This is a genomic window from Pseudomonas floridensis (genome assembly GCF_002087235.1).
GTDB classification, from domain to species: domain Bacteria; phylum Pseudomonadota; class Gammaproteobacteria; order Pseudomonadales; family Pseudomonadaceae; genus Aquipseudomonas; species Aquipseudomonas floridensis.
Genome location: NZ_MUIO01000016.1, coordinates 23,070 through 49,647, shown reverse-complemented (window position 1 = coordinate 49,647; position 26,578 = coordinate 23,070). Strand labels below are relative to the sequence as shown.

The 26,578-nt window shown below is 58.5% G+C and carries 29 protein-coding genes, 1 other RNA gene and 1 pseudogene; 16 read left to right on the top strand and 15 right to left on the bottom strand.

The features are described 5' to 3' along the window. Positions 1-243 precede the first annotated feature (243 nt). From BZK31_RS05700 to BZK31_RS05685, 4 genes are all read right to left on the bottom strand, one after another. On the bottom strand, positions 244-1,464 hold the full coding sequence (locus BZK31_RS05700; protein WP_083181821.1) for a 2-octaprenyl-3-methyl-6-methoxy-1,4-benzoquinol hydroxylase: 1,221 nt from the start codon (positions 1,462-1,464) through the stop codon (positions 244-246). Between the two features lie 51 nt (positions 1,465-1,515). Continuing rightward, positions 1,516-2,703, bottom strand: coding sequence for a 2-octaprenyl-6-methoxyphenyl hydroxylase (ubiH, locus tag BZK31_RS05695; protein ID WP_083181819.1), 1,188 nt, complete (start codon positions 2,701-2,703; stop codon positions 1,516-1,518). Continuing rightward, complete coding sequence (gene pepP, locus BZK31_RS05690) at positions 2,700-4,034, bottom strand: Xaa-Pro aminopeptidase (protein ID WP_083181818.1); 1,335 nt, start codon at positions 4,032-4,034, stop codon at positions 2,700-2,702. Before pepP ends, ubiH begins: the two co-directional genes overlap by 4 nt. A gap of 73 nt (positions 4,035-4,107) precedes the next feature. Continuing rightward, entirely contained in the window at positions 4,108-4,662 is a 555-nt protein-coding gene (locus tag BZK31_RS05685; protein ID WP_083181817.1) for a YecA/YgfB family protein, read from the bottom strand. Positions 4,663-4,811: 149 nt separating this feature from the next. Between BZK31_RS05685 and BZK31_RS05680 the strand changes: the two genes are divergently transcribed. The 4 genes from BZK31_RS05680 (at position 4,812) to BZK31_RS05665 (ending at position 6,259) form a co-directional block, all read left to right on the top strand. Beyond that, positions 4,812-5,021, top strand: coding sequence for a TIGR02449 family protein (locus BZK31_RS05680; protein ID WP_073170818.1), 210 nt, complete (start codon positions 4,812-4,814; stop codon positions 5,019-5,021). Beyond that, positions 5,018-5,347 (top strand): cell division protein ZapA, encoded by a 330-nt coding sequence (locus BZK31_RS05675; protein WP_083181816.1) that lies wholly within the window; start codon positions 5,018-5,020, stop codon positions 5,345-5,347. Before BZK31_RS05680 ends, BZK31_RS05675 begins: the two co-directional genes overlap by 4 nt. Before the next feature lie 30 nt (positions 5,348-5,377). After that, positions 5,378-5,556: non-coding RNA, 6S RNA (gene ssrS, locus BZK31_RS05670), on the top strand. 91 nt (positions 5,557-5,647) lie between these two features. Continuing rightward, complete coding sequence (locus tag BZK31_RS05665; protein WP_083181815.1) at positions 5,648-6,259, top strand: 5-formyltetrahydrofolate cyclo-ligase; 612 nt, start codon at positions 5,648-5,650, stop codon at positions 6,257-6,259. Positions 6,260-6,313: 54 nt separating this feature from the next. Here BZK31_RS05665 and BZK31_RS05660 read toward each other — a convergent pair whose 3' ends face one another. Then, the gene (locus BZK31_RS05660) at positions 6,314-6,466 is read right to left on the bottom strand and encodes a hypothetical protein (protein WP_083181814.1); all 153 of its coding nucleotides are present in this window, start codon (positions 6,464-6,466) and stop codon (positions 6,314-6,316) included. Between the two features lie 184 nt (positions 6,467-6,650). Between BZK31_RS05660 and BZK31_RS05655 the strand changes: the two genes are divergently transcribed. Next, on the top strand, positions 6,651-7,100 hold the full coding sequence (locus BZK31_RS05655; protein ID WP_083181813.1) for an EVE domain-containing protein: 450 nt from the start codon (positions 6,651-6,653) through the stop codon (positions 7,098-7,100). Between the two features lie 6 nt (positions 7,101-7,106). Here the strand turns inward: BZK31_RS05655 and BZK31_RS05650 are convergent, their stop codons facing one another. Next, positions 7,107-7,511, bottom strand: a complete 405-nt coding sequence (locus BZK31_RS05650; protein WP_083181812.1) for a flagellar basal body-associated protein FliL — start codon at positions 7,509-7,511, stop codon at positions 7,107-7,109. 130 nt (positions 7,512-7,641) lie between these two features. On the opposite strand from BZK31_RS05650, the gene BZK31_RS05645 reads away from it, so the two are divergent. The 5 genes from BZK31_RS05645 (at position 7,642) to BZK31_RS05630 (ending at position 11,763) form a co-directional block, all read left to right on the top strand. Further along, complete coding sequence (locus BZK31_RS05645; RefSeq protein ID WP_083181811.1) at positions 7,642-8,628, top strand: NADPH:quinone oxidoreductase family protein; 987 nt, start codon at positions 7,642-7,644, stop codon at positions 8,626-8,628. A gap of 66 nt (positions 8,629-8,694) precedes the next feature. Further along, positions 8,695-9,669 (top strand): hypothetical protein, encoded by a 975-nt coding sequence (locus BZK31_RS30345; RefSeq protein WP_341865286.1) that lies wholly within the window; start codon positions 8,695-8,697, stop codon positions 9,667-9,669. 96 nt (positions 9,670-9,765) lie between these two features. After that, a complete protein-coding gene (locus BZK31_RS30340; RefSeq protein WP_341865285.1) occupies positions 9,766-10,629 on the top strand; it encodes an S-type pyocin domain-containing protein in 864 nt (287 codons plus the stop codon). After that, complete coding sequence (locus BZK31_RS05635) at positions 10,626-10,904, top strand: bacteriocin immunity protein (RefSeq protein ID WP_083181810.1); 279 nt, start codon at positions 10,626-10,628, stop codon at positions 10,902-10,904. The genes BZK31_RS30340 and BZK31_RS05635 overlap by 4 nt, the downstream gene beginning before the upstream one ends. Positions 10,905-10,971: 67 nt before the next feature. Further along, positions 10,972-11,763, top strand: a complete 792-nt coding sequence (locus BZK31_RS05630) for a hypothetical protein (protein WP_083181809.1) — start codon at positions 10,972-10,974, stop codon at positions 11,761-11,763. Positions 11,764-12,016: 253 nt separating this feature from the next. On the opposite strand, the pseudogene BZK31_RS30540 reads toward BZK31_RS05630, so the two are convergent. After that, a pseudogene (locus tag BZK31_RS30540) lies at positions 12,017-12,482 on the bottom strand (energy transducer TonB); the annotation flags it as partial. A 314-nt stretch (positions 12,483-12,796) separates the two neighbouring features. Between BZK31_RS30540 and glpT the strand changes: the two are divergent. Further along, the gene (gene glpT, locus BZK31_RS05625; protein WP_083181808.1) at positions 12,797-14,146 is read left to right on the top strand and encodes a glycerol-3-phosphate transporter; all 1,350 of its coding nucleotides are present in this window, start codon (positions 12,797-12,799) and stop codon (positions 14,144-14,146) included. 1 nt (position 14,147) lies between these two features. Here glpT and BZK31_RS05620 read toward each other — a convergent pair whose 3' ends face one another. The 6 genes from BZK31_RS05620 to BZK31_RS05595 form a co-directional block, all read right to left on the bottom strand. Beyond that, positions 14,148-14,816, bottom strand: a complete 669-nt coding sequence (locus tag BZK31_RS05620; RefSeq protein ID WP_083181807.1) for a gamma-glutamylcyclotransferase — start codon at positions 14,814-14,816, stop codon at positions 14,148-14,150. A 209-nt stretch (positions 14,817-15,025) separates the two neighbouring features. Continuing rightward, positions 15,026-15,994: a CDP-6-deoxy-delta-3,4-glucoseen reductase gene (locus BZK31_RS05615; RefSeq protein WP_083181806.1), complete on the bottom strand. Its 969-nt coding sequence runs from the start codon at positions 15,992-15,994 to the stop codon at positions 15,026-15,028. Continuing rightward, on the bottom strand, positions 15,994-17,460 hold the full coding sequence (gene ubiD, locus BZK31_RS05610) for a 4-hydroxy-3-polyprenylbenzoate decarboxylase (protein ID WP_083181805.1): 1,467 nt from the start codon (positions 17,458-17,460) through the stop codon (positions 15,994-15,996). The genes BZK31_RS05615 and ubiD overlap by 1 nt, the downstream gene beginning before the upstream one ends. Before the next feature lie 129 nt (positions 17,461-17,589). Beyond that, the gene (gene rho, locus BZK31_RS05605) at positions 17,590-18,849 is read right to left on the bottom strand and encodes a transcription termination factor Rho (RefSeq protein ID WP_083181804.1); all 1,260 of its coding nucleotides are present in this window, start codon (positions 18,847-18,849) and stop codon (positions 17,590-17,592) included. Positions 18,850-19,079: 230 nt separating this feature from the next. Further along, positions 19,080-19,409 carry a thioredoxin TrxA gene (gene trxA / locus BZK31_RS05600; protein ID WP_083181803.1) on the bottom strand — a complete coding sequence of 110 codons (330 nt, stop codon included), beginning with the start codon at positions 19,407-19,409 and terminating at the stop codon, positions 19,080-19,082. 122 nt (positions 19,410-19,531) lie between these two features. Continuing rightward, on the bottom strand, positions 19,532-20,236 hold the full coding sequence (locus BZK31_RS05595; RefSeq protein ID WP_083181802.1) for a FadR/GntR family transcriptional regulator: 705 nt from the start codon (positions 20,234-20,236) through the stop codon (positions 19,532-19,534). A gap of 251 nt (positions 20,237-20,487) precedes the next feature. Here BZK31_RS05595 and BZK31_RS05590 point away from each other — a divergent pair, with 251 nt between their 5' ends. The 4 genes from BZK31_RS05590 to BZK31_RS05575 are packed head-to-tail and all read left to right on the top strand — an operon-like array spanning position 20,488 to position 23,336. Further along, positions 20,488-21,273: a transporter substrate-binding domain-containing protein gene (locus BZK31_RS05590; RefSeq protein WP_083181801.1), complete on the top strand. Its 786-nt coding sequence runs from the start codon at positions 20,488-20,490 to the stop codon at positions 21,271-21,273. Positions 21,274-21,302: 29 nt separating this feature from the next. Further along, positions 21,303-21,968, top strand: coding sequence for an amino acid ABC transporter permease (locus tag BZK31_RS05585; RefSeq protein WP_083181800.1), 666 nt, complete (start codon positions 21,303-21,305; stop codon positions 21,966-21,968). Beyond that, on the top strand, positions 21,965-22,615 hold the full coding sequence (locus BZK31_RS05580) for an amino acid ABC transporter permease (protein ID WP_167377855.1): 651 nt from the start codon (positions 21,965-21,967) through the stop codon (positions 22,613-22,615). Before BZK31_RS05585 ends, BZK31_RS05580 begins: the two co-directional genes overlap by 4 nt. Next, a complete protein-coding gene (locus BZK31_RS05575; protein WP_083181798.1) occupies positions 22,602-23,336 on the top strand; it encodes an amino acid ABC transporter ATP-binding protein in 735 nt (244 codons plus the stop codon). Before BZK31_RS05580 ends, BZK31_RS05575 begins: the two co-directional genes overlap by 14 nt. Positions 23,337-23,819: 483 nt before the next feature. On the opposite strand, the gene elbB is transcribed toward BZK31_RS05575, so the two are convergent. Together elbB and BZK31_RS05565 are read right to left on the bottom strand one after the other, a co-directional pair. After that, positions 23,820-24,488 carry an isoprenoid biosynthesis glyoxalase ElbB gene (gene elbB, locus BZK31_RS05570; protein ID WP_083181797.1) on the bottom strand — a complete coding sequence of 223 codons (669 nt, stop codon included), beginning with the start codon at positions 24,486-24,488 and terminating at the stop codon, positions 23,820-23,822. Between the two features lie 194 nt (positions 24,489-24,682). Beyond that, positions 24,683-25,333, bottom strand: a complete 651-nt coding sequence (locus tag BZK31_RS05565) for a DedA family protein (protein WP_083181796.1) — start codon at positions 25,331-25,333, stop codon at positions 24,683-24,685. 230 nt (positions 25,334-25,563) lie between these two features. Here BZK31_RS05565 and hemB point away from each other — a divergent pair, with 230 nt between their 5' ends. Then, positions 25,564-26,574, top strand: a complete 1,011-nt coding sequence (gene hemB, locus BZK31_RS05560) for a porphobilinogen synthase (protein ID WP_083181795.1) — start codon at positions 25,564-25,566, stop codon at positions 26,572-26,574. Positions 26,575-26,578 lie beyond the last annotated feature (4 nt).

The following is a 26,578-nucleotide window of genomic DNA, read 5'->3' as shown; positions in this document are numbered from 1 at the left end:
GGACTTGTCCACGAAGAGGACGATGCTCTCTATGAAGATCCAGCGGCTGAAATATAGCCTTCGCGGACGAGTCCGCTTCCACATGGGGTAGCGTGGAGCTGTGCACAACCTGTGGGAGTGGCATTAGTCATGCTTGCAAGCAAGATGGCCCGAATCGTATTTGCCTGTTGAAAAACGAGAGCGAATACCGACTAAAAGCGGCTTGAGGCTGTAACCGCTCCCTGGAAGCTTTCCAGCGCAGACCTACAGTCGCGCCAATTCCGGCAGATACCCCGCCAACCCAAGCGCTTCGCGCACGAACAGTGCCTTGGCTTCAGGCATCTTGTTGACCATTTTAAGCCCGGTGTTGCGCAGCCAGCGCAGAGGCAGCGGATCGGCCTGAAACAGACGCTCGAAGCCTTCCATTGCGGCCATCAGCGCCAGGTTGTGCGGCATGCGACGACGCTCATAACGGCCCAATACGCGTACATCCGACAACAACTCGCCTCGCCCGGCCGCATGGGTCAGCACTTCGGCCAGTACTGCAGCGTCCAGAAAACCAAGGTTTACGCCCTGCCCGGCCAGCGGGTGAATAGTGTGCGCGGCATCACCGATCAGAGCCAGCCCTTTGGCGACATAGCGCTTGGCGTGACGTTGACGCAGCGGCACACACAAACGGGCATCGACCGCCAGCACCTGGCCCAATCGACCTTCGAACGCCAGCTCGAGTTCTTTGCAGAACACCTCGTCGTCCACCGCCATCAGGCGCTCGGACTCCGCAGGCGTCACCGACCAGACGATGGAAGACCAGTGCTCGCCCTCGCGATCGAGCGGCAGAAAAGCCAGCGGCCCCTCATCAGTGAAGCGCTGCCAGGCGGTTTTCCTGTTGGAATCGGCCGTGCGCACGCTGGTGACGATTGCGTTATGCAGGTAATCCCACTCGCGGGTCGGCGTTGCAGTCAAACGGCGCACGGCCGAGTTAGCGCCATCGGCCGCCACGACCAGCGGCGCGCGCAACTGGCGGCCGTCAGCCAGAGTCAGCAGCCAGTCATCACCCGAATAGCGCATCTGCTCGAGCCGGGCGTTGGCCAGCAGACCGATGTCACTGTCATGCAGACGGTCCAGCAGCGCATCCTGGACCACACGGTTCTCGACGATATGACCCAGCACATCGGCATGTACGCTGGACGCAGAAAAATGGATCTGCCCGGTGCCGCTGCCATCCCACACCTGCATGTGGCCGTAAGGGCTGATACGGCGAGCGGCGATGCCGTCCCAGACGTCAAGGCGTTGCAGAATCCGCTGGCTGGCCGCGGACAAGGCGCTGACACGCGGCTCGAACGTCGAAGCCGGGTCGAACGGTTTGACGCTCAGCGGTCCGCCGTCGACCACGACAACATCCAGGCCGCTGCCCTGCAAGGCCAACGCCAGCGCGCTGCCGACCATGCCGGCACCGACGATGAGCACATCTGCGCGTGTTTCCATGATCAAACGGTCCCCGCTTGCGGCCGAAGCCCTGTTTTGAAAGTACGTGCGTCACACATCGGTACGCGTCCCCAGGCCCATGGCCTGACGCGCAAACCAGCGCTTGGCCGTGGGCAACAGATCGAGCCCCAGCAGGCCAAGATTACGGCCCGTGGTGATCGCCGACTGAGTGCTGCCGAACAGGCGCGTCACCTTGTCGGAAAACCCCACGGTCAGTTGCTGATCAAGGCGTTGACGTTCGCGATAGACCTGCAGCGTCGCCAGATCGCCCAGCGCGGAATCGCTCTCAAGCAACGTCTCGGCCAGTGCATCGGCGTCGCGCAGCGACAGATTGAAACCCTGTCCGGCAATCGGATGCAGGCTGTGCGCGGCGTTGCCGAGAATCACCAGATGCGAGCGCACCTGCTCTTCGGCCTCCACCAGCGCCAGCGGATACACATGCCGTGCGCCGACCTGACGCAACGTGCCGAGCCGGTAGCCAAACACGCCCTGCAGTTCTTCAAGAAAGGCACGGTCGTCCAGCTCGGCGAGACGTTGAGTGTCGTTGCCGCGCCGCGTCCAGACAAGGGCGCAGCGATTTTCCGGCAACGGCAGCAAGGCCATCGGCCCCTCATCGGTGAAGCGTTCGAACGCCTGACCGCAATGCGCCTCACTCGGCGTGATGTTGGCAATCAGCGCGCTCTGGTCGTAAGGCGTTTGCCGAACGCCAATGCCCAACTGTTCGCGCAGGCTTGAACGGCCTCCATCAGCGAGCACTGCCAGATCGCATTCCAGTTCGCTTTCGTCGGCCAGCGTCAGACGGTATCCGTCGGCCAGCGGCTGCATCTTGCGCACCTCGGCCGGCACACGCCAACTGACTACGTCGCGATCCAGGCCCGCCCACAGACATTGCCCAAGCCAGGCGTTTTCGACCACGTAACCCAGCGCAGGTACACCTTCTTCAATGGCCGACAGACGGGTCGCGCCGAAGCGGCCCCGGTCGGATACCTGAATCTGCAGAATCGGCTCGGCGCGGCGCGAGATCTGCTGCCAGACGCCAAGACGTTCGTAGATACGCCGCGCACCGAACGACAGCGCCGAAGACCGGGCGTCGTAGCTGGGCTGATAGGTTTCACCCGGCGCGAAGGGTTCGACCAGAACGATCTTCCAGCCCCGCGCCTTGGCACCCGCCTGCAACGCCAGCGCAAGACTGGCACCGACCAGTCCGCCGCCGACGATGGCTATATTGAAGCGACTCATGCCGCGTCAACCCGCGCGGCAGCCATCAGCGCCTCGATCTCGGCCACTGTCTTGGGCACGCCACCGGAAAGCACTTCACAGCCTTTCTTGGTCACCACCACGTCGTCCTCGATTCGCACACCGATACCTCGCCATTTCTTTGCGACATTCAGATTGTCGGGAGCCACGTAAATGCCGGGCTCGACGGTCAGCGCCATACCGACTTCCAGTACGCGCCATTCTCCACCGACCTTGTATTCACCGACGTCATGCACGTCCATGCCCAGCCAGTGCCCGGCCCGATGCATGTAAAACGCCTTGTAGGCTTCGTCTTCGATCAGCCGATTCACATCGCCCTGCAACAGGCCCAGCTCGACGAGCCCTGCGGTAATAACCTGGACCGTGGCTTCATGCGCCTGGTTCCAGTGCTTGCCCGGACCGATCGCTTCGAACGCCGCGTACTGGGACTTGAGCACCAGTTCATAAATAGCCTTCTGTTCCGGCGAGAACCTGCCGCTGACCGGGAAGGTGCGCGTGATATCGCTGGCGTAACAGTCGATTTCGCACCCGGCATCGATCAGCACCAGATCGCCGTCCTTCAATGGCGCGTCGTTCTGCTGGTAATGCAGGATGCAGGCATTGCGGCCTGCCGCGACGATGGAACCGTAGGCAGGCATTTTCGCGCCGCCCTTGCGGAACTCGTAGTCCAGTTCGGCTTCGAGACTGTACTCGTGCAGCCCGGCGCGGCAGGCCTGCATGGCTCGCACGTGAGCGCGTGCAGAAATCTCGGCCGCGCCGCGCATGACCTTGATCTCGGCCGCCGACTTGTACAGCCGCATGTCATGCAGCAGATGGTCCAGCGCCTCGAATTCGTTGGGAGGCTGAGCGCCCAGATGGGCCTTGGAGCGGATCACGTTGATCCACTCCATCAGGTGCCGATCAAACTCGGGATTGCTGCCCATCGCCGAATACACCCGATCGCGGCCCTCGATCAGCCCCGGCAGGATGTCGTCGATATCGTTGATCGGAAAGGCATCGTCCGCACCGAAATCACGGATCGCGCCTTCCTGCCCTGCGCGCAGGCCGTCCCACAGCTCGCGTTCGGGATTGCGCTCACGGCAGAACAGTACGTACTCGCCGTACTCGCGACCGGGGATCAGCACCACCACGGCTTCCGGCTCCGGAAATCCGCTCAGGTACTGAAAATCGCTGTCCTGCCGGTACACATGCTCGACGTCTCGATTGCGGATCGCCACGGCCGCAGCGGGCAGGATGGCGATGCTGTTGGGCTCCATCTGAGCCATCAGGGCTTTGCGTCGGCGGGCGTATTCGGACTTCGGAATATGGATCATCGGCAACGTTAGTCCTGATGGCGCTTACCGGCGCCGGGGTTTTGTTACCCGGCCGGCAGGCGATGATGGGCAATCAGTGCAGGGAAGGCTTGGGTTGTGCGGCGGCAGGCTTGTTGCACTCGGTGAACAACAGCAACGGCGCGACACGCAGGTATTCCATGACCTCCATGTAGTCGGTTTCGCCGTCTTCGGATTCTTCCAGCGCGTCCTGCACCTGCGCGATGGCGGCCAGATCCTGCAGCACTTCGGTGGCCTCAATGCTCAGCACCTTGTCACCGGCTGCCAGACCGAAGCCTGACAGAAAACCCTGGCACCACTGGCCCAACGCGGCGGCGCGCTCGGCCAACGGCTCGTCGTCGCCCGGCAGCAACAGCACAACGGTCATGTCGTCGCTGGTGAGTTCGCCCTTGACCATCTCCTGCAGGCCGATCAGGGCCTGGCGAACATTGTCTTGCGGCTCGGTTTCCAGCAGCACCGACGCGTCGGCGAACCAGCTTTCGTTGTCGAAGCCGGCACCGGCGCAACTGCGGCCCAACAGCAGGCCGTGGAGTTCAGCGGGAGAAACCGGGTGGCCACTGCTGTTGAGCAAGGTGGCAAATGCTTTGTAAGGAGAATTCTGAATGGGCATGGGTAGCTAGTCGCCAAACGGCGCAATGTCTAGAATGAAGGCCTTGTATCCTAGACTATCCGCGCGCCAAGATCATCAACGCGACGGTTTGGGCTTCGGCATGATTACCTCGCCCGTGCCATTCATCAGAAAGTACTCAGTGGAAAACAATGGAAGACACCGACCTGCAAGCGCTGATGAAACGCGTGGAGCTGCTACTCAAGCACGCCGAGCAACTTAAAGCCCAAAACGCACTCCTATTAGCTCAGGAAAAATCCTGGCGCGAGGAACGCGCCCACCTCATTGAAAAGAACGAAATCGCCCGGCAAAAGGTCGAGTCAATGATTTCGCGCCTCAAGGCTTTGGAGCAAGACTCATGAGTAATGGCAACAGCGTTACCGTTCAAATCCTCGACAAGGAATACTCCATCATCTGTCCTCAGGAAGAGCGCACCAACCTTGTCAGCGCTGCCCGCTACCTGGATGGCAAGATGCGTGAAATCCGCAGCAGCGGCAAAGTAATCGGTGCCGACCGTATCGCCGTGATGGCCGCCCTGAACATCACCCACGATTTGCTGCACAAGCAGGATTTGCCTGACGTACAGGCCAGCGGATCGACGCGCGAACAGGTCCGCGATCTGCTCGATAAAGTCGATCTGGTCCTGTCCAGTGACACGCCAGGCGCGCCGGATTCAACACGGGGCTGATTATTGCGGGTCATTTCTGTATACTTGCGCCACTCCCTGGAGTGCTTGCCAGTCGGTCATGTCCCTGAGCCGATACGCACAACCACGGGGGTTGCACGTTGGGGTTGGTGTGCATGTCCGCTCGACGGAAAGCCTTAAAACCTCCTGCAATCTCCACCTTGAACTTTCGGGTTCAAGGGCTACACCGACAGCGGTTCGTCGGGGAGTCCTCATTAAATCCATTGCCGGTCACCGCTGTCTGGCAATGACGATCCTGCCTTGATTCCGACTTCAAGGACCCGCCTGCATGACCTCTCGATCATGACCAGTGCACCTTCGCTCTCACGCCCGCAATTGCGTCGCCAACTGCGAAAGGCGCGTCGATCCCTCAGCCGTAGCCAGCAACGTGAAGCCGCCCGCGGCCTGTATCGTCAATTGGCGCAGCATCCATTATTCAGGCGCGCCCGGCATGTCTCGCTCTATCTGCCCATGGACGGCGAGATCGATCCACGCCTGTTGTTACGTGCGGCGCAGCGTCGCGGCAAGGCGACGTACCTGCCCGTTCTCAATGCCTGGCCGCGCACACGCATGGTTTTTCAGCGCGTGCGTCCCGGCGAGAAATTCAGGCCCAACCGCTTCCGCATACCCGAGCCACGCATCGACCGCGCCAAACAGCGTCGAATCTGGGCGCTCGATCTGATTCTGATGCCGTTGGTGGGATTCGATGACGAAGGTGGACGTCTGGGCATGGGCGGCGGCTTCTACGATCGCAGCCTGGCGTACCGGACGCGCAGAAGTACCTGGCGCAAGCCGGTATTGCTCGGCCTGGCGCATGAATGTCAGAAGGTAGAACGCTTGGCGCAAGCCAGCTGGGATGTTCCACTGCAGGGAACGGTATCGGACAAACGCTGGTATCTGGCGCAGGGACTCTGACCGATCGGGCTTCGTTGCGAAGGCGTCTGGACGGTCAGAGCAAGACGGGGCTTATCAGTGTCGACCGGGCACTTTCTGCTGTTGCTGGGTAATCTCGACAGGCATGTCCGGCTTGCTCGCCCACAGGCTTTGCGCATAACCCGTTGTCACGACACCCAAGCCAAACAATATAACCAGAATCCAGAGTAAATCAGGCTTGCGCTTCATTGACTGCCCTCCTTAGGCAAATCAATACGATGTCAGCAGCGGTTTTGTGTGGGCCGTGCAGCAGCGTGGTGCTTAAAATGGCGGCATTCTGCGATAACGTGAACCAGTACGCAAATCCTGACGCCAACCGACTGTCGGTTTGTCATAAAACAAACATGAACTTCTTGTTCCAGGAGCACCATCAATGGCCTATTGGCTGATGAAATCCGAGCCCGATGAGCTCTCGATCAGCGACCTGCAACGTCTGGGCAACACCCGCTGGGACGGCGTACGCAACTATCAGGCGCGCAACTTCATCAGGTCCATGGCGGAGGGCGACGAGTTCTTTTTCTATCATTCCAGTTGCCCTGAACCTGGCATTGCAGGAATCGCCAAGATCACCGAAGCCGCCTACCCGGACCCGACCGCGCTGGACCCTGACAGCCTTTACCACGACGTCAAGGCAACCCCCGAAAAGAATCCGTGGAGCGCCATTGATGTGGCGTTCGTGGAGCGTTTCGACAAGGTGCTCGGCCTCGGCTACCTGAAACAGCAAAGTCAGCTCGAACAACTGCCGCTGGTGCAAAAGGGTAGTCGACTTTCAGTCATGCCAGTGACCGCCGAACAATGGGCGGCGATTCTGGCGCTGCGCTGAGCGGCCTTACTGGACGATGAAGTTGTTGAACAGCAGGTCTTCAACGATGGGCTTACCCTCTTCATCGTTCATGACGCGCTGAACCTGCTTGAGCGCTTCCTGACGAATGTTCTCTTTCGCTTCGGCGCTGCTCATGGTGTCGACGGTCTGCTGCGTGAACAGCGACACCAATTGGTTGCGGATCAACGCATCGTTGCGCTTCACGGCAGCTTCAGCGTCAGCGCCGGTAACACGCAGGGCAATGTCGGCCTTGTAGACGCGCAACTTGGGACCGCCATCCAGCGCGTAGTTGCCTACGAAAGGTGGCGTCAGCGAGACATAGGCCGCTTTCGGCGGACCTTCTTCCTTGGCCTCTTCCTGTGCCATGGCGGGCAACGACAAAGCCAGCAACATCAGAATCCACGCTTTCACAGTCCACTCCTTAATACGGTTTGCCACTCAGCTTACAGCTTATGTGTGCTTATCAGGCAGGGGCATGCTCATTGACCCTGAAACCCACTTAACTGACTTTATCGGCCATTACTGAAAAAGGAATAGCCCGATGAAAGCTCTGCTGTGCAAAGCCTTTGGTCCTGCGGATACCCTGGTGCTCGAAGAAATCCCGAGCCCTGCGATCAAGAAGAACGAAATCCTGCTCGACGTTCGCGCAGCCGGGGTCAACTTTCCGGACACCCTCATCATAGAAGGCAAATACCAGTTCAAGCCGCCTTTTCCGTTTTCACCGGGCGGTGAAGCTGCGGGCGTCGTCTCGGCGGTCGGCGAAAAAGTCACTCACCTCAAACCCGGCGACCGCGTCATGGCGCTCACCGGCTGGGGCAGCTTTGCTGAACAGGTCGCGGTACCGAACTACAACGTGCTACCGATTCCCGAGCGCATGGACTTCACCATAGCAGCCGCCTTCAGCATGACCTACGGCACCTCGATGCATGCACTTAAACAACGCGCCAATCTTCAGCCCGGTGAAACCCTGCTGGTGCTCGGTGCCTCGGGCGGCGTGGGCCTTGCAGCCGTAGAAATCGGCAAAGCCCTCGGCGCCCGTGTAATCGCTGCTGCCAGCTCGGCAGAGAAGCTCGAAGTCGCCCGAAAAGCAGGCGCCGATGAACTCATCAATTACACCGAAGCCAACCTCAAAGACGAAATCAAACGCCTCACCCATGGCAATGGCGTGGACGTGATCTACGACCCGGTCGGCGGCGACCTCTTCGACCAGGCCATCCGTGCCATCGCCTGGAACGGCCGCCTGCTCGTCGTCGGCTTCGCCAGCGGCCGCATCCCCGAACTGCCGGTCAACCTCGCCCTGCTCAAGGGTGCCTCGGTGGTGGGCGTGTTCTGGGGCTCGTTTGCGCAGAGACAGCCGCAGGATAACGCCGCGAACTTCAAGCAGTTGTTTGCGTGGTTTGAAGAAGGGAAGTTGAAGCCGCTGGTGTCGCAGGTCTATCCGCTGGAGCGCGCTGGGGAGGCGATTGATGCGTTGGGTGGGCGCAGGGCGGTGGGGAAGGTAGTGATCAGCATAGAAAAACCAATTTAAAATATTTATATAGATCGGGCGTGCATAAAAAACCAAACAACATAGCCATACAGAAAGGAGAACTGTATGGCTATCAGAAAAAAAAGACAGACCAACTTATTAAAGGACACAACCACCGGGACTGTGAATATTAGTCACGGCGGCTCATCAAAACTGCAAAATACAGGCTTTTTCGGGAGCAGTTTCACCAATACGGGTTCCTCCAGCCGAAAAAGACGACGCAGGCGACTGCATGCCCGCGCACAGCAGGCTGCTCAAGCAATAGCTGAAGCCGAAGCCATCGCACAGGCCGAGCGGCAGGCTCAGGAACATGCGCAGAGTCTGGCCAAAGCGCAACACGAACGTGAACAACGAGTAAAAGCCGAAGCAACAGCGAGAGCGCAGACAGAAGCTGCTGCACGTGCCCAAGCCGAGAAAGAACAAGCATACCGATACACTATCAACTCGTTGACCGAGTCTTTTCGAACTGAAAGTCAGGATATAGCACGACACTTCACAGCGAAGTTTGCCAGCTTATCCGAGTCGATAGCGCAGGAAATTGGCTTCATTGATTCGCAACAGGTTCCGCATACCGCGCAGCAGGCACTTGATCTCATCCTTCAAGAGAAAGCGCAGATCAACTACTTGATCGCCATGAAGAGCGCTGATCGGGATGCATTAAATAATGCACTTACTGCAAGTGGTACAGGCGTAGGCAATCCAGATCCAAGCCAGTACAAACAATTTCTTGAAGCCCATAGCAACGGTGATGCAAATCTGTCACATCAGCTTCATCGACGCTGGATAGATGCCTATACGCATACCCAAAAGTCGCAGCTTCTTTCACAAGCCATCTCACTACTCGAAGAACGATCTACCCAACTCTCCACACAGCATGCCGAGTTATCGCACACCTTCAGATCGGCCAGGGAGGCAGAAGAGTCCGTCTCCACGAAGCACGTCAACACTCTATGGAATGCCGTAGCACCTCCGGCGCTGTCGGCAACCACTGCGGGAATCGAAACGGCACAGACAAAGACGGCCCATCTGGCGAAGGAATAGTTTTTTCGAATCGCTTCAAAGGCACTCACACGCAATGCAGGTCTCGCGCTAGCCGCTTATGCGCCGATCCTGGGCGATGCCGAACGGCCCTCGCCCGTGGTCGGCACGCCCCTTTCACAGCTCAACCTGCCTGAAACACTGGACCTGGCTTACGTCGCCAGTGTGGGCGGTGCCATTGATGTACCTCATCGACTGGTCGAATCCACCGATGGTGAACGCTCGCTCGCGCAGTGGACGGCAACCGATGGAATAAAACTCGGCACGAAGGTTCGTGTACGAACATTCACTTACAACGCCCAGAACAACACCTACGAATTTATCCGATATGGCGAATCCACACCGTCACTGATCTGGACTCCAATAGCACGACCGGCTGACAGCTCGACTGTCTCTCCCCTGAGGCCACCAGCGCTGCCTGCTGATCCAGGCACCACCGTGGCTCCGGTCGCTCCCGAGCTTGAGACGTACCCGGCAATCGATCGAAACGATCCTGATGACTACATTCTCGTATCGCCGATTGATTCAGGGCTGCCAGACACCTATCTGCTATTCAAGGACCCGAGGTCTATTCCTGGGGTAGCGAGCGGGTATGGAGCAACGGTTGACGCAAACTGGCTGAAAAACTCTGCGAAGAGTCAGGGAGCCCCCATTCCATCGAGTATCGCGGAGCAGCTCAGAGGTCAGAAATTCAACAGCTTTGATTGGCTGAGAGAGGCAATTTGGTTAGCGGCGTCTAAAGATCCTGAGTTGAGTAGACACTTCAGCTTTATTAATAATAGAGAGGTTTTAAAGAAACGCGCACCCTATGCTCTGCCGGAAGACAGAATAGGCAGCCGTGTAAAACTAGAGATCCATCACAAACACTGGATCAGCAATGGGGGAGCCGTCTACGACCTCGACAACCTCACTATAATGACTCCCAAAGAGCATATTCAGACCCACAGGAAAACACGCACATGAAATTTAAATCAACGCTGAGCGAATACACAGAACCCGAGTTCTTTGAAATTCTTAGCGAGCTTTTCGACGGCCCGGTTGATGTGCCTGAAGATCAAGAGGAACAGTATATAACTGACCTTATCGACCACATAGCTGGCGTGACCGAGCACCCCGAGAAATCAGGCCTCCTCTGTTATCCACCCGCAGATCGAGAAGACAGCGCCAAAGGGGTCATGCAGGAAATCAAGGCATGGAGAGCGCGGAGTGGCAAGCCGGGGTTCAAGCAGTCCGACTAAACCAACGCCGCACGCTTATCCACTATTAGTTTTCAGCAATCATAACAATCTAAAAAGGATTTAAACCATGGAAGAGTTAAATCATCACCTGCAACAACTGCCCAATTTTTTGCAGGCAGAACTTGCCGCTCACATTGGCAGCTTGAGCGGACTTGAATACACAGGGATTACCGAACGATACATACACACGGCCCATCATCTTATTAACAGCAAACGAGCACCGTTGCAGCAAGCACACATCGATAATGTACGTTTCATGTGGGGTGATGTACGCGCTACAAAGCTCGACATGGAAAACAAAGCCTTGTTGCGCAGCTTGCCGGGAGGTGGTCAGACTGACTTCTACTCCATGACGGTCGATGCTGATTTTCATCTGCAGAGTATTCGCTTTCTAAACGAGTTCAAAGCAGGCCTCGAATCGTTACACGGCAGGCTTAAAGAGCAGCAACGCCAGCACACCGTGCTTGTCGCTCAAGAAGCCGCACGCCGCGCAGCCGAAAATGCTGCTCGGGCACGAATGCAGGCGGAAGAAGCCGCCCGGCGCATGGCAGAAGAACACGCCGCGCAGCAGCGTGCCCGAGAGGCAGCACTGCAGCTCGCGCAACGCCAGACTGAAGAGGCAGCGCGCGAAGTTACACGTATAAAAGCCGAGGAAGCCCTAAGGCTGGCGTCAGAATCAGCACGTACAGCGAAAGCGATGCTGGGGCCTGAGGCAACAAAGGAAATAGGTGTTGCCCTGAACGCACTCAAAAATGCCATTGAGTTTGCGGTTACAGAATGCTCAAACGCACTGAGCGCTCAAGGCGTGTCCAATACTGAGCATTTTGAAGCCGTAGAAAAAATGCACGTATTTGACTAGCTGACAGCCGTAGACGCCAGTTCGAGATGTCGTCGTCCGAACTGGCGTCAGGTTCCAGCAGCGGCCTTTAAGATGACTGCCGAACACGCTCCGGCAAATAGCTCACCTATCGCTGCCTAAGATTATCCCGAGAACTCGCGATTACCGTCGGCACCGCCTGAAACAAATCGCGCACCAACGCATCGCGTTCGTCCAGCGGAGGACGAAAAAGCGCCGTTCCAGCGAACTGACAGGTCACGGTTACGTTTTAGCTTTCAGGATGGGGGAGGCCGTGCGCAACATGGCTGCTGAACAGCACCTGGCCGGTGTACCAGAACACATCAACGTTGCTTAACTATTCGTCGGGGGAGTCCTGCCGGACGAACTGCACTTAGTGATTGAGGTAGCTGCAGCGAATGTCGCCCCCCACACGACCTTGGTATTGAAGCGCCGATACCCGAGGGAGACAAAAATCACCGGGATCATGATACTGGTGAAAGGTGATGCACCTACCGTCCCCATCCAAGGTTTATAGCGCCATGTCCGAGCGATTGCTCGACATCAGTAAAGGGTGTCCGCTTTCTACGGCCTAGCCTCATGCACAGAACCGTCTGACTTGATAACCAACTGAGCGCGTACCTTGCCGACATAGCGGATTTTGATCAACTCGGCAGGGACGCTGGAGCTGGCGTGTGGATCGGGATCAGAAACGATTCCGCCACACACATCGGCAACGCCATCACCGCCAGTGTCACTACCAGAATAACCACAATCCATTTCATCCTGACCTCTGCCTACCGCAATGTGAATGCCTTCAGGGCTTGCCGATCGCGATACTAAGGGCGTGTCCGTTTATACATAAGGACACGATTTCCGATCCGGCCGTAAGACCCTTCTCAACCTGATAGCTGAATCGTTAAACCTGTGAGACGTTCATAAAACAACATGCCAAACCCCCGATTTACCGGGCTTCTCGGTCAAAAGGCAGTGCTTTTTTCTGTAACGAAAATGTAATATTCGCATTCGCAAAAAAATAAGAACCAGGAGCGTCTCTATGTTTGCGTTTTTCCGCCCCGCCAGGCACAAGGCACCCCTTCCCGAAGAGAAAGTCGACAGCACGTATCGCCGTCTGCGCTGGCAGATTTTCGCCGGTATCTTCATTGGCTATGCCGGTTACTACCTGCTACGCAAAAACTTTTCGCTGGCGATGCCTTATCTGATTGAAGAGGGTTACACCCGTGGTCAGTTGGGTGTAGCGATGTCGGCGATTGCCATTGCCTACGGCCTGTCGAAGTTCTTGATGGGGATCATCTCCGACCGGTCCAACCCGCGTTATTTCCTGCCGTTCGGCCTGCTGGTGTCGGCCGGGATCATGTTCATCTTCGGTTTCGCGCCTTGGGCCACGTCCAGCGTCACGATCATGTTCGTCCTGCTGTTCATCAATGGCTGGGCGCAAGGGATGGGCTGGCCGCCGAGCGGGCGGACGATGGTGCACTGGTGGTCGCAGAAAGAGCGCGGCGGCGTGGTGTCGGTGTGGAACGTCGCGCATAACGTCGGCGGCGGTCTGATCGGCCCATTGTTCCTGCTGGGTATGGGCTGGACCAACGACTGGCATGCTGCGTTCTACGTACCGGCCGCCGTGGCGCTACTGGTTGCAGTATTTGCCTTCGCAACCATGCGCGACACACCGCAGTCCGTGGGTCTGCCGCCTATCGAGCACTACAAGAACGATTACCCGGAAGGCTACGATGCGAGCCACGAAGAAGAATTCAGCGCCAAGGAAATCTTCGTCAAATATGTGCTGCGCAATAAATTCCTGTGGTACATCGCCATGGCCAACGTGTTCGTCTATCTGCTGCGCTACGGCGTACTGGACTGGGCACCGACCTATCTGAAAGAAGCCAAGCACTTCACTGTCGACAAGACCTCATGGGCGTATTTCCTGTACGAGTGGGCCGGTATTCCGGGCACGCTGCTGTGCGGCTGGATGTCGGACAAGATCTTCAAGGGCAATCGCGGCCTGACCGGCATGGTGTTCATGTTCCTGGTGACCATCGCCACGCTGGTGTACTGGCTCAACCCTGAAGGCAATCCGACCGTGGATATGATCGCGCTGGTGTCCATCGGCTTCCTGATCTACGGCCCCGTGATGCTGATCGGCCTACAGGCGCTGGAGCTGGCACCCAAGAAGGCAGCCGGCACGGCGGCGGGCTTTACCGGCCTGTTCGGTTATCTGGGCGGCTCGGTCGCAGCAAGCGCGGCGATGGGCTACACCGTCGACCATTTTGGCTGGGACGGTGGTTTCGTGCTGCTAATCGGCGCGTGCATTCTGGCCATGGTGTTCCTGGCCCCGACACTGCGTCACAAACAGGTCGCCAGTACCGCGCGTGAAGTCAAAGCCTGATTCAGGCCGTCGCTGACCGGCACCGCTTGAGCCGCGCCTCCAGATGCAAATCCGGCATGGCGTGGCTGCGCAGGGCGATGGCGGTCTGCTCGACGTAGTCGCGGGTGGTGCCATACCGCCCGCTTGCGCTGGCCAGCACCTGGCTCAGCACGCTGTCCGGCAGATTGCCCGCATAACTCGGCAAATGCCGCTCCAGCACGAATCCCAACGCCTGCACCTGTCGGCCATCTTCAAGACGGCAACTGAGCCAGTGCGGCCGGTAGGAGGGATAGGGCATTTCGCGTTGCCAAAGCGCAAGCAGCGAATCTTCCAGGCACTCATCCGGCAGCCGATACGCAAAGCCGGTGCATGAACCGCCACGGTCCAGGCCGAACACCAGTCCCGGCACCTCGGGAGTGCCACGATGCTCGTGCGACCACAGGTATAAACCGCGATGGTAACCATGCACGCGCCCGCGCTGGCGTTCGACGGCGGTGCATTCAGGTCGCCAGATCAGTGAGCCGTATGCGAAAAGCCATACCGGACCACCTTTGTGGCGCTGCATGGTGGCCGCCATCGAGGCCAACAGCTGTTCGCGGGTCAATTGCGGGCCAAGATCGATGACAGGTGGATACGTCAGGCCCAGGCCGTCGTGTACAGCCACGGCCAGTTCGTTGATTGGGTTCTCCATTTGCCTCCCTGACAGTCTCGCTGCCAGTCTTTGCCGAGCCCCGCTGAAACGCTCACGGGCGAGCGGCATCAGGGTGTCGTGGTACGTTCACTGCCGCAGGCCGACGGCCTGCCTTACCAAAAAAGCACTTGGCGATGATTTGACATCGCCAGCGGCTATAAGCGGATCCAAGCAAAATCCAATCCAGCGTTGCTGCCGTCAGTCAGGTATCAGGGACGTGGCGCGTAGGCGAACACATCCGCACGCATCTGATGAGCGTCCATACCGGCGCTAACCAGCGCATCGAGCGTGCCGTAGATCATCGCTGGCGAGCCGCTGCCGTAGACATGCAAGGCCGACAGGTCCTTGATGTCTTCACAGACGGCCTCGTGCAGCATCCCGCAGCGTCCTTCCCAACCGCACAGATCGCTGACGACCTTGTTCAGGAACAGATTGGGCAGCTTCGCCCACTCATCCCAATGGGCAATTTCGTAGAAGTCCTCGGGACGCCTCGCCCCCCAATACAAGTGCACCGGATGGTCGAACCCCTTGGCCCGGCAGTGCTCGATCAGGCTGCTCATCTGGGCCATACCGGTGCCGGCAGCGATCAGGACCAGCGGACCGTCAGGCAGCTCAGCCAGATGCGTATCGCCGAACGGTAATTCAACCCGGGCCATCGCGTTGCGCTGCAGTTGCTCGATAAGGTTGCGTGCGCTGTCCTCGCGAACCAGCACGTGCAACTCCAGATCGCGACCCCGATGAGGCGCAGAGGCGATGGAAAAGGCCGATTTCTCGCCATTTTCGCGCTCGATCATCAGGTATTGCCCGGCGTGGTAACGCGGCGCCTTGCCGGCCGGGGCACGGAGCCCGACGCGCCAGACATCGCCACCCACCTCGATGCACTCGCTCAGTTGGCAGGCGAAACTGCGCACCGGCAACTCACCCTTGGCCAGCACGCCGTCCCATAGCACCACGCACTCTTCCAGCGGTTCGGCCAGGCAGGTGTAGATTTCGCCGTGATCATGCTCCTGACCCGACTGCATGACGCGCCCTTCGACCAGCAGCGCCGAGCAGACGTGGCAATTGCCGTTGCGACAGCTCTGCGGGCAGTCGTAGCCCAAACGTTGCGCGGCATCGAGAATCCGTTCGCCCGGCAAGGTTTCCAGCACTGCGCCCGAGGGCTGCAAAGTTACACGCATCACTTTATTCCCAACTGATCCCAGATCTCATCGACCCGACGTGTAGTGGCCTCATCCTTGACGATGGCCCTGCCCCATTCCCGACTGGTTTCGCCCGGCCACTTGTTGGTCGCGTCCAGGCCCATCTTGGAGCCCAGACCGGACACCGGCGAGGCGAAGTCCAGGTAGTCGATCGGCGTGTTGTCGATCATGACCGTGTCGCGCTTGGGGTCCATGCGCGTAGTGATCGCCCAGATCACGTCGTTCCAGTCACGGGCATTGATATCGTCATCGGTGACGATCACGAACTTGGTGTACATGAACTGCCGCAAAAACGACCAGACCCCAAGCATCACGCGCTTGGCATGACCGGGATACTGCTTCTTGATGGTCACAACGGCCATGCGATACGAGCAGCCTTCGGGCGGCAGGTAGAAATCGACGATCTCCGGAAACTGCTTTTGCAGAATCGGCACGAACACTTCATTCAGCGCCACGCCCAGAATTGCGGGCTCATCCGGCGGACGGCCAGTGTAGGTGCTGTGGTAGATCGGTTTGATGCGATGGGTGATGCGCTCGACGGTGAGCACCGGAAAACTGTCCACTTCGTTGTAATAACCGGTGTGGTCGCCGTAAGGCCCTTCATCCGCCATTTCGCCGGGATGGATCACGCCTTCCAGCACGATTTCAGCGCTGGCCGGCACTTGCAGGTTACTGCCACGGCATTTGATCAGTTCGGTACGCGAACCACGCAGCAAACCGGCGAAGGCATACTCGGAGAGGCTGTCAGGAACCGGCGTCACAGCACCCAGAATAGTCGCCGGGTCAGCGCCGAGCGCAACGGCCACCGGATAAGGCTCGCCCGGATGCTTGGCGCACCACTCGCGAAAATCCAGCGCGCCGCCGCGATGGCTGAGCCAGCGCATGATGATTTTGTTGCGACCAATCACCTGCTGGCGGTAGATACCCAGGTTCTGGCGTTCCTTGTTCGGCCCTTTGGTCACCGTCAGGCCCCAGGTGATCAGCGGTGCGACGTCGCCCGGCCAGCAGGTCTGGACCGGCAGCATGCCGAGGTCGACGTCATCGCCTTCGATGACGATCTCCTGGCACGGCGCGTCCTTGACCACTTTAGGCGCCATCGCAATGACTTTGCGGAAGATCGGCAGTTTGGACCAGGCGTCTTTCAGACCTTTGGGGGGCTCGGGCTCTTTGAGGAAGGCCAGCAGCTTGCCGATTTCGCGCAGTTCGCTGACTGCCTCGGCACCCATGCCCATGGCCACGCGCTCGGGTGTGCCAAACAGGTTGCCCAGCACCGGAATGTCAAAGCCGACCGGTTTTTCGAACAACAGGGCCGGGCCCTTGGCACGCAAGGTGCGATCACAGATCTCGGTCATTTCCAGCACGGGCGAAATCGGCATCTGAATGCGTTTCAGCTCTCCGCGCTGCTCAAGCTGCTGTACGAAATCCCTTAGATCTTTGAATTTCATTAACCCGGCCATTTATCCAAATAGACGCATATCCTACCCGCTCTGAGCATTCAAGGCAGCTAATGAGCCGATCGCCAGCCAAAAAAAATGGCATCCCGAGGGATGCCATTTCTTGAACCGACCCGTCTGTTACTTGCGTTTCATCGACAGGAAGAATTCATCGTTGGTCTTGGTCTGCTTGAGCTTGTCGATCAGGAACTCGATCGCCGCGACTTCGTCCATCGGGTGCAGCAGCTTGCGCAGGATCCACATGCGCTGCAGTTCATCATCAGCGGTCAACAGCTCTTCACGGCGGGTGCCGGAGCGGTTGATGTTGATGGCCGGGAACACACGCTTCTCCGCGATCTTGCGATCCAGAGGCAGCTCCATGTTGCCGGTACCCTTGAACTCTTCGTAGATGACTTCATCCATCTTCGAGCCGGTTTCAACCAGCGCGGTGGCGATGATGGTCAGCGAGCCGCCTTCTTCGATGTTTCGTGCAGCACCGAAGAAACGCTTTGGCTTCTCCAGAGCGTGCGCATCGACACCACCGGTCAGTACCTTGCCGGAGCTCGGGATGACGGTGTTGTAGGCACGGGCCAGACGGGTGATGGAGTCGAGCAGGATGACGACGTCTTTCTTGTGCTCGACCAGGCGCTTGGCCTTCTCGATCACCATTTCGGCAACCTGTACGTGACGGGTTGGCGGTTCATCGAATGTCGAGGCAACCACTTCGCCGCGCACGGTGCGCTGCATTTCGGTCACTTCTTCCGGACGCTCGTCGATCAGCAGAACGATCAAGTGCACTTCCGGGTTGTTACGCGTGATGTTCGACGCGATGTTCTGCAGCATGATGGTCTTGCCCGCCTTCGGCGGCGCAACGATCAGACCACGCTGGCCCTTGCCGATTGGTGCACACAGATCGATCACGCGACCGGTCAGGTCTTCGGTGGAGCCGTTGCCGGCTTCCATCTTCATGCGCACGTTCGGGAACAGCGGCGTCAGGTTTTCGAACAGAATCTTGTTCTTGGCGTTTTCCGGACGGTCGTAGTTGATCGTGTCGACCTTGAGCAGAGCGAAATAACGCTCACCTTCCTTAGGAGGACGGATCTTGCCAACGATGGTGTCGCCGGTACGCAGGTTGAAGCGGCGAATCTGGCTCGGGGAGACATAAATGTCGTCCGGACCGGCCAGATAGGAAGCGTCTGCAGAGCGCAGGAAGCCGAAGCCGTCCTGGAGGATCTCCAGCACGCCATCACCGGAAATTTCCTCGCCACTTTTAGCGTGCCTTTTGAGCAGGGAGAAAATCACATCCTGCTTGCGCGAACGGGCCATATTTTCTATGCCCATCTGTTCGGCCATTTCGAGCAGATCGGTAATCGGCTTTTGCTTGAGTTCAGTCAGGTTCATATAGGAATGACGTAATCGTGTATGGAGGGGAAATTAAGCTTTTGGCTTAATGAGGCCGCGCCGCAGAGAAGGCGACAGGATCGCGTACTAAATCGAAAGGAGAGCGTCGGCGACGGCTAGCAGGGGGCAACGGAGAAGCCGTTGCGGGGCCGAATGTACCACTTGATTTTCGAGGCGTCCAGTACGACGCCCGAAAAAAAGCCCCGTTATTCGCAGGGCTTTGGAACGCTTCAGATGTTGGCGTCGAGGAAGGCAGCCAGCTGCGACTTCGACAATGCACCGACTTTGGTCGCTTCAACATTACCGTTCTTGAACAGCATCAGCGTCGGGATTCCACGTACGCCATGCTTGGCCGGGGTTTCCTGATTTTCGTCGATGTTCAGCTTGGCAACGGTCAGCTTGCCTTCATAAGTGCTGGCGATTTCGTCCAGAACCGGGGCAATCATCTTGCACGGACCACACCATTCGGCCCAGTAGTCAACCAGCACAGGACCATTAGCCTTCAGTACATCGGCTTCGAAGCTGGCGTCGGTGACGTGTTTGATCTTGTCGCTACTCATGGATGTCTCCGAGTTCGTAGGCTAAAAAACGACGCTCATCATAACGGGCCTAATGGCATTCAGGAAGCGATGGTTCATTGAGTCTGGCTATGACGAGGCATGAGTCAGGTTATAGCGCATCATCAGCCGGAGGGGGTAGCGAATACGATTCCGGTGCGCAGCGCTGCGCCGCGGATGTGTTCCTGCATGGCCTTTTGCGCAGGCCCGGAGGCATGCCGTGCCAGCGCGCGAAGAATCTTGCGGTGCTCCTGCCAGGTTTCCATCACCCTTGCAGCCCTTATGAACGGCATCTTCTGACTTTCGAGGAAGATGTCGGCGCCTGCGGTAACGATCCCCAGCATTGCCTGATTGCCACTGGCGACCAGGATGTGTCGATGGAACTCGAAATCCAGTCGGGCGGCCGCTTCAAAGTCGCCTGCGCGCAGTTCAAGACGCATCGCCTCGACGTTGTCTTCCAGCACATCCCGTTCGTCGGCGGTCAAGGTAACCGCAGCCAGTCCGGCAGCAAAGCCTTCCAGTGCGTAGCGCAGTTGAAACGTGTCAGCCGGAGAAACCCGCGCGTCGAAAGGCCAGGAAAATCCCCCCGTGCTCTGTTCTGGTTCAGAAAGGGACTGTACGAACACACCCTTGCCGGGCTGCACGCTCACCACACCCAGCGCGCTGAGCGAGGACAGCGCCTCGCGCAACGACGCACGGCTGACCCCCAACAGAACGGCCAGATCCCGCTGTGACGGCAGGCTTTCGCCAGGCTTGTAGCCCTGCTCGGCTATTAATTTGCGGATGGCCCTGAGGGCTGATTCCGGTACGGCGAGCGAAGTGTGGGGCATCACTGTTCAGGCCAGTCAGTCCAGTAAAAATCCCTTTTAACGTCATCCCGAGCATTCGGCAAGCGACGCCCAGCGCTGGGGCGGCGAGGCTTTCAGGCGCGCCAAAGCGGGGCGTGCCATGCTGCAACTGTTCAGACCAGTAAGACCAAAAAATGGCTGCAAACCTTGAGTTATGGCGCGTCAGGGACGGATGGCATGGGCTGTGCACTGAGTGATCGGCCAACACCTTTCGTTCCGTTCGGAGAGTTCACATGACCAAGCGTTACAGCGCACTGCTTACTGCCTTGTTTGCCAGCCTGATGCTGAGCCAGGCGCCAGCCCATGCCAACGGCCTGGAAGACGTCGTAGCGCGCGGCACACTGAAGGTTGCCGTCCCGCAGGATTTCCCGCCTTTCGGCTCGGTCGGTCCGGACATGAAACCACGCGGGCTGGATATCGATACCGCACAGCTGCTGGCTGACAGGCTGAAGGTCAAACTCGAGCTGACTCCGGTCAACAGCACCAACCGCATTCCATTCCTGACCACCGGCAAGGTGGATCTGGTGATCTCCAGCCTGGGCAAGAATCCGGATCGCGAAAAAGTCATCGACTTCTCCCGAGCCTATGCACCGTTCTACCTGGCCGTATTCGGCCCGCCTGATGCCCCGATCAAGGAAGTCGCCGACCTGAACGGCAAGACCATCAGCGTTACCCGTGGCGCGATCGAGGACATCGAGCTGTCGGCCGTGGCGCCACAAGGTGCAACCATCAAGCGCTTTGAAGACAACAACTCCACTATCGCAGCCTACCTCGCGGGTCAAACCGATCTGATTGCCAGCGGCAATGTGGTCATGGTCGCCATCAGCGAGCGCAACCCGAAACGCATCCCGGCCCTGAAAGTGAAACTCAAGGATTCGCCGGTCTACGTTGGCGTGAACAAGGACCAGCCGGAACTGTTGGCCAAAGTGAATGAGATCCTCAATGCCGCCAAGGCCGATGGCACGCTGGAAAAGGCGTCCGAGACCTGGCTGAAGCAACCGCTGCCAGCCGATCTCTGATCACTGCTTTCTGATCACAGGGTTTGCCAATGGCTTATCACTTCGACTTTGCGCCGGTACTGCAGAACATTGATCTGCTGTTGCGCGGCGCATTATTCACGCTGGAATTGACCGCCATTGGCACCGTGCTCGGCGTCAGCCTGGGAATTGTCGGTGCTGTCGTCAGGGCCTGGAAGATCCAGCCCTTCGCGACGATTTTTGCGGTGTATGTGGAGCTGATCCGCAATACACCGTTTCTGGTCCAGCTGTTCTTCATCTTCTTCGGCCTGCCCTCGCTGGGCATGCAGATATCGGAATGGCAGGCCGCGGTCCTGGCGATGGTCATCAATCTGGGGGCCTATTCGACGGAAATCATCCGCGCGGGTATTCAGGCGATTCCCAAAGGACAACTGGAAGCGTCGGCTGCACTGGCGATGAACCGCTACGAGGCGTTTCGCTACGTGGTGCTGGTACCGGCCTTGAGCAAGGTCTGGCCGGCGCTGAGCAGCCAGATCATCATCGTCATGCTGGGCTCGGCGGTCTGCTCGCAAATCGCCACTGAAGAATTGAGCTTTTTCGCCAACTTCATTCAGTCGCGCAATTTCCGCTCGTTCGAAACCTACATCGTCACCACACTGATCTATCTGGCGATGGCGCTGTTGATCCGGCAGTTGCTGGCCTGGATCGGACGGCGCTTCATATCGAGGAGCAGTTGATGGACTTTACCCTCTGGGACATCCTGCGCAATCTGCTGACCGGCCTGCAATGGACGGTGGCGCTGTCATTGGTGGCATTCATTGGCGGCGGGCTGATCGGCCTGCTGGTGATGGGCATGCGCACCTCGACCAAATCCGGACCACGTGTGGCCGCCAGCTTATATATAGAACTGTTTCAGGGCACACCGCTGCTGATGCAGTTGTTTCTGGTGTTCTTCGGTGTAGCGCTGATGGGCATGGACATTTCCCCGTGGGCCGCTGCTGCACTGGCGCTGACGCTGTTTACCAGCGCCTATCTGGCCGAGATCTGGCGCGGCTGCGTCGAGTCGATCTCCAGAGGTCAGTGGGAAGCTTCCGCCAGCCTGGCGCTCACGCCACTTGAGCAGATGCGCTACGTGATCCTGCCGCAGGCGCTGCGTATCGCGGTTGCGCCAACGGTCGGCTTTTCGGTGCAGGTGGTCAAAGGTACGGCCGTGACCTCGATCATCGGTTTCACCGAACTGACCAAGACCGGCAGCATGCTGGCCAACGCCACCTTCGAACCTTTCATGGTCTACGGCTTCGTCGCCCTGGGCTACTTCATCCTTTGCTATCCCTTGTCGCTCTGCGCGCGTCATCTGGAAAGGAGACTGCATGCCTCTGCTTAGAATTTCCGCCCTGCACAAATACTACGGCGACCATCACGTCCTCAAAGGCATCGATCTTTCCGTGGAAGAAGGCCAGGTGGTGGCGATCATTGGGCGCAGCGGCTCGGGCAAGAGCACGCTGCTGCGCACCCTCAATGGTCTGGAGTCGATCAACGACGGTGTGATCGAAGTCGATGGCGAATACCTGGACGCCGCCCGTGCCGACCTGCGTACCTTGCGACAAAAGGTCGGCATGGTGTTCCAGCAGTTCAACCTGTTTCCGCACCTGAGCGTCGGTGAAAACGTGATGCTGGCACCGCAGGTTGTGCAGAAAGTGTCGAAAGCCGAAGCGGCCAAACTGGCGAGAAAGATGCTGGAGCGCGTGGGACTTGGCGAGAAATTCGACGCCTTCCCGGATCGCCTTTCAGGCGGACAACAGCAACGCGTGGCGATTGCCCGTGCGCTGGCCATGTCGCCTAAGGTGCTGCTGTGCGACGAGATCACCTCGGCGCTCGACCCGGAGCTGGTCAACGAAGTGCTCAGCGTAGTGCGTCAACTGGCGGCCGATGGCATGACCCTGATCATGGTCACCCACGAAATGCGCTTCGCCCGGGAAGTGGGCGACAAACTGGTGTTCATGCATCAGGGCAAAGTGCATGAAGTGGGCGATCCGAAAGTCCTCTTCGCCAACCCGAAGACTCCGGAACTGGCCAACTTCATCGGCACGGTAGAGCAAGCGTGAGCCATTAGATCCACTTTTCGCGGACAAGTCCGCTCCCACGCCGGCAGGTTTCACGTGGGAGCCAACTTGTCCGCGAAGGCTATCTCCCAACCCATACACCTTCATCGGACCCGCCAACCTTTTCGCGGACGAGTTGGCTCCCACGAGTCCAGTGTTTCTTCAGTAGGCCAAGCGTTGGGCAGACACCCCGTGGGAGCGGACTCGTCCGCGAATGGATCTACAGGTTCGATGAAGCTGTGTGAGCTGAAAGATAGTCTTCGCGGACAGTTGGCTCCCACGCAAGCCTGCCCGGACAACGCTTGGCGCCTGAAGCAACACTAGAACTGTGGGAACGGACTCGTCCGCGAAAGCGGTGTTACGGTCGTTGGAGGCTGGGTATCTGGAATGAGGGCTTCGCGGACGAGTCCGCTCCCACGGGTGAGGCGTGGTGCGGCGGGACTCGTGGGCAAGTCCGCTTTCACAGAGAAAGGCCGTTGCCTTTGCTCAGGCCTCTTGTTCCTGCGTCAGCTCCAGCACGCGGTCGACCAGTTTGTTGATGCCTGAAGCCGCTTCGCTGATGCTCTTGGCGACCATGTAGGCCGGGGTGCTGACCAGCTTTCGCGCCTGGTCTTCCACGATCTCGGATACGTCACAGTCCTGATGCTCGCCGCCCATTTTGATAATCGCGGCGGCAGTCTCGGGATCGTTGCCGATGGTACAGGTCACGCCCGGGCCGTAGATCTTCGCGGCGAGGGCAGGGGTGATGCAGATCAGACCGACCGGCTTGCCTGCCAGAGCAAAGGCTTCGGCCAATGCCAGCAGTTCTGCATTGACCTGACAGGCCTGGCCCTGTTGTGCAAAGTCTGAGAGATTCTTGGCCGAGCCGAATCCACCAGGCACGATCAGCGCATCGAAGTCCTCGACGTCGGCCTCGCGCAGATCTTTTACCTCGCCGCGTGCAATGCGCGCCGATTCGACCAGTACGTTACGGGTCTCGGGCATTTCTTCACCGGTCAGGTGATTGATGACGTGATGCTGCGCGATGTTCGGCGCAAAACACTGCACCTGCGCGCCACGTTGGTCCAGTCGCAGCAGGGTCAATACGCTTTCGTGAATTTCGGCACCGTCATAGACGCCACAGCCCGACAGGATCACCGCCACTTTCTTTTGCATAACCTGGACTCCTTCTTTTGCGACGCCTCGACAGGGTCGTCTTTGCCTACGTTGCGTCTAGCAATGGATCGTAATCTTTGCGATCTGTTCAGTAACGGATGGGTCGAGGCCGGAAACAGCCGAGGCAGGGTGCAGAGCGAAGGGTGTACAGCCGCCGAGCGAGGCGGTCTGGCCGCGCTCGGGGAAAGACGAAATCAGTCGTCGGATTTTTTCTTCAGATCAAGCGGGACTTCAACCGGCATCTCCAGATCGGAGGCGGCGGCCGACGCGCAGCAGCGCTTTTCTTCGCGGGCGATGCGGGCATTCTTGATGCGGCGACGCAGCCACAGACCCAGGCCCAGCAACACCAGGGCACCGAGTACCCAGAGTTCGTATTTCTTGACGTTACCCAGCAGGCCCTCAAGCACCGCGCCGAAGTGATACGCCGCCGAACCCAGCGCCGCAGCCCAGACTGCCGCACCGATACCGTTGAGCAGCAGGTAGCGTCCCGGAGGATAGCCGGACAGGCCGATGGCCACCGGCATGACGGTTCGCAGTCCGTAAACGAAGCGGAAGCTCAGCACCCAGATGTCCGGGTGTTTGCGCACAAGCCTTAACGCCTTGTCGCCCATGAGCTGCCAGCGAGGTTTGCGGGCAAGCAGTTTGCGGCCGTGTTTGCGCCCCATGAAATACCACAACTGGTCGCCAGCGTAGCTGCCGCAGAAGGCAACGAGGATGACGATGTTGAGGTCCATGTACCCACGGAAAGCCAGAAATCCGGCAAGAACCAGAATGGTCTCGCCTTCAAAGAAGGTGCCGAGGAAGAGGGCGAAGTAGCCAAACTCATTCAAGAAATTCTGGAGCATTGTCTGGATGCTGGCGAAATGAACGCGCAGCCTAACTCGCCCAAGGCAATCATGAAAGTGTCCATATGTGTCTCGACGTTAAAGATTCTTGCAACCACAATGGTCCTTTCTCTCCAGTTAAGCCGCTGCGGCCTGCAGTCGCAGGTCGAACCATGACTGTCACACATTGGTCATAATGGCGGCTTATAACTGTCGCGCTTGCCCGCGTAAGCGGGCTCAGGAGTCTCGCCGTGAGCTTTACCCCCGCTAACCGCCTGTTTCCTCTCACTCGTCTGCGCCGTAATCGCCGCGACGACTTTTCCCGTCGGCTGGTTCGTGAAAATGTGGTCGCCGTCGATGACCTGATTCTCCCCGTATTCGTACTCGACGGCGAAAACCGTCGCGAAACCATTGCATCGATGCCTGGCGTCGAGCGTCTGAGCGTCGATCTGTTGCTCAAGGAAGCCGAGAGCTGGGTTGCACTGGGCATTCCCGCGCTGGCGCTGTTCCCGGTTACGCCGCCGGAAAAGAAATCCCTGGATGGCGCAGAAGCCTGGAACCCCGAAGGCATCGCTCAGCGTGCGACACGTGCGTTGCGTGACCGCTTCCCCGAGCTGGGCGTCATCACTGACGTGGCGCTGGATCCGTTCACCACCCACGGGCAGGACGGAATTCTCGACGAAGAAGGCTACGTACAGAACGACATTACGGTCGATGCACTGGTCAAACAGGCGCTGTCTCATGCCGACGCCGGTGCGCAGGTCATTGCGCCGTCCGACATGATGGACGGTCGGATTCAGGCCATCCGTGAAGCGCTGGAGCTGGCCGGACACGTCAATGTGCGGATCATGGCTTACTCGGCCAAGTACGCCAGCGCCTATTACGGCCCATTCCGCGATGCGGTAGGTTCCTCACTGAATCTGGGCAAAGCCAACAAGGCGTCCTATCAAATGGACCCGGCCAACAGCAACGAAGCGCTGCATGAAGTGGCTGCCGACCTGGCTGAAGGCGCGGACATGGTGATGGTCAAGCCGGGTATGCCTTACCTGGACATCCTTCATCGGGTCAAGGATGAGTTCAAGGTGCCGACCTTTGTGTATCAGGTCAGTGGCGAATACGCGATGCACATGGCTGCAATCCAGAACGGCTGGCTGAGTGAAGGGGTGATTCTCGAATCCCTCACGGCCTTCAAACGCGCAGGAGCTGACGGCATTCTTACCTACTTTGCCGTCCGCGCTGCTCAACTGCTGAAAGGGCAATAGCCTC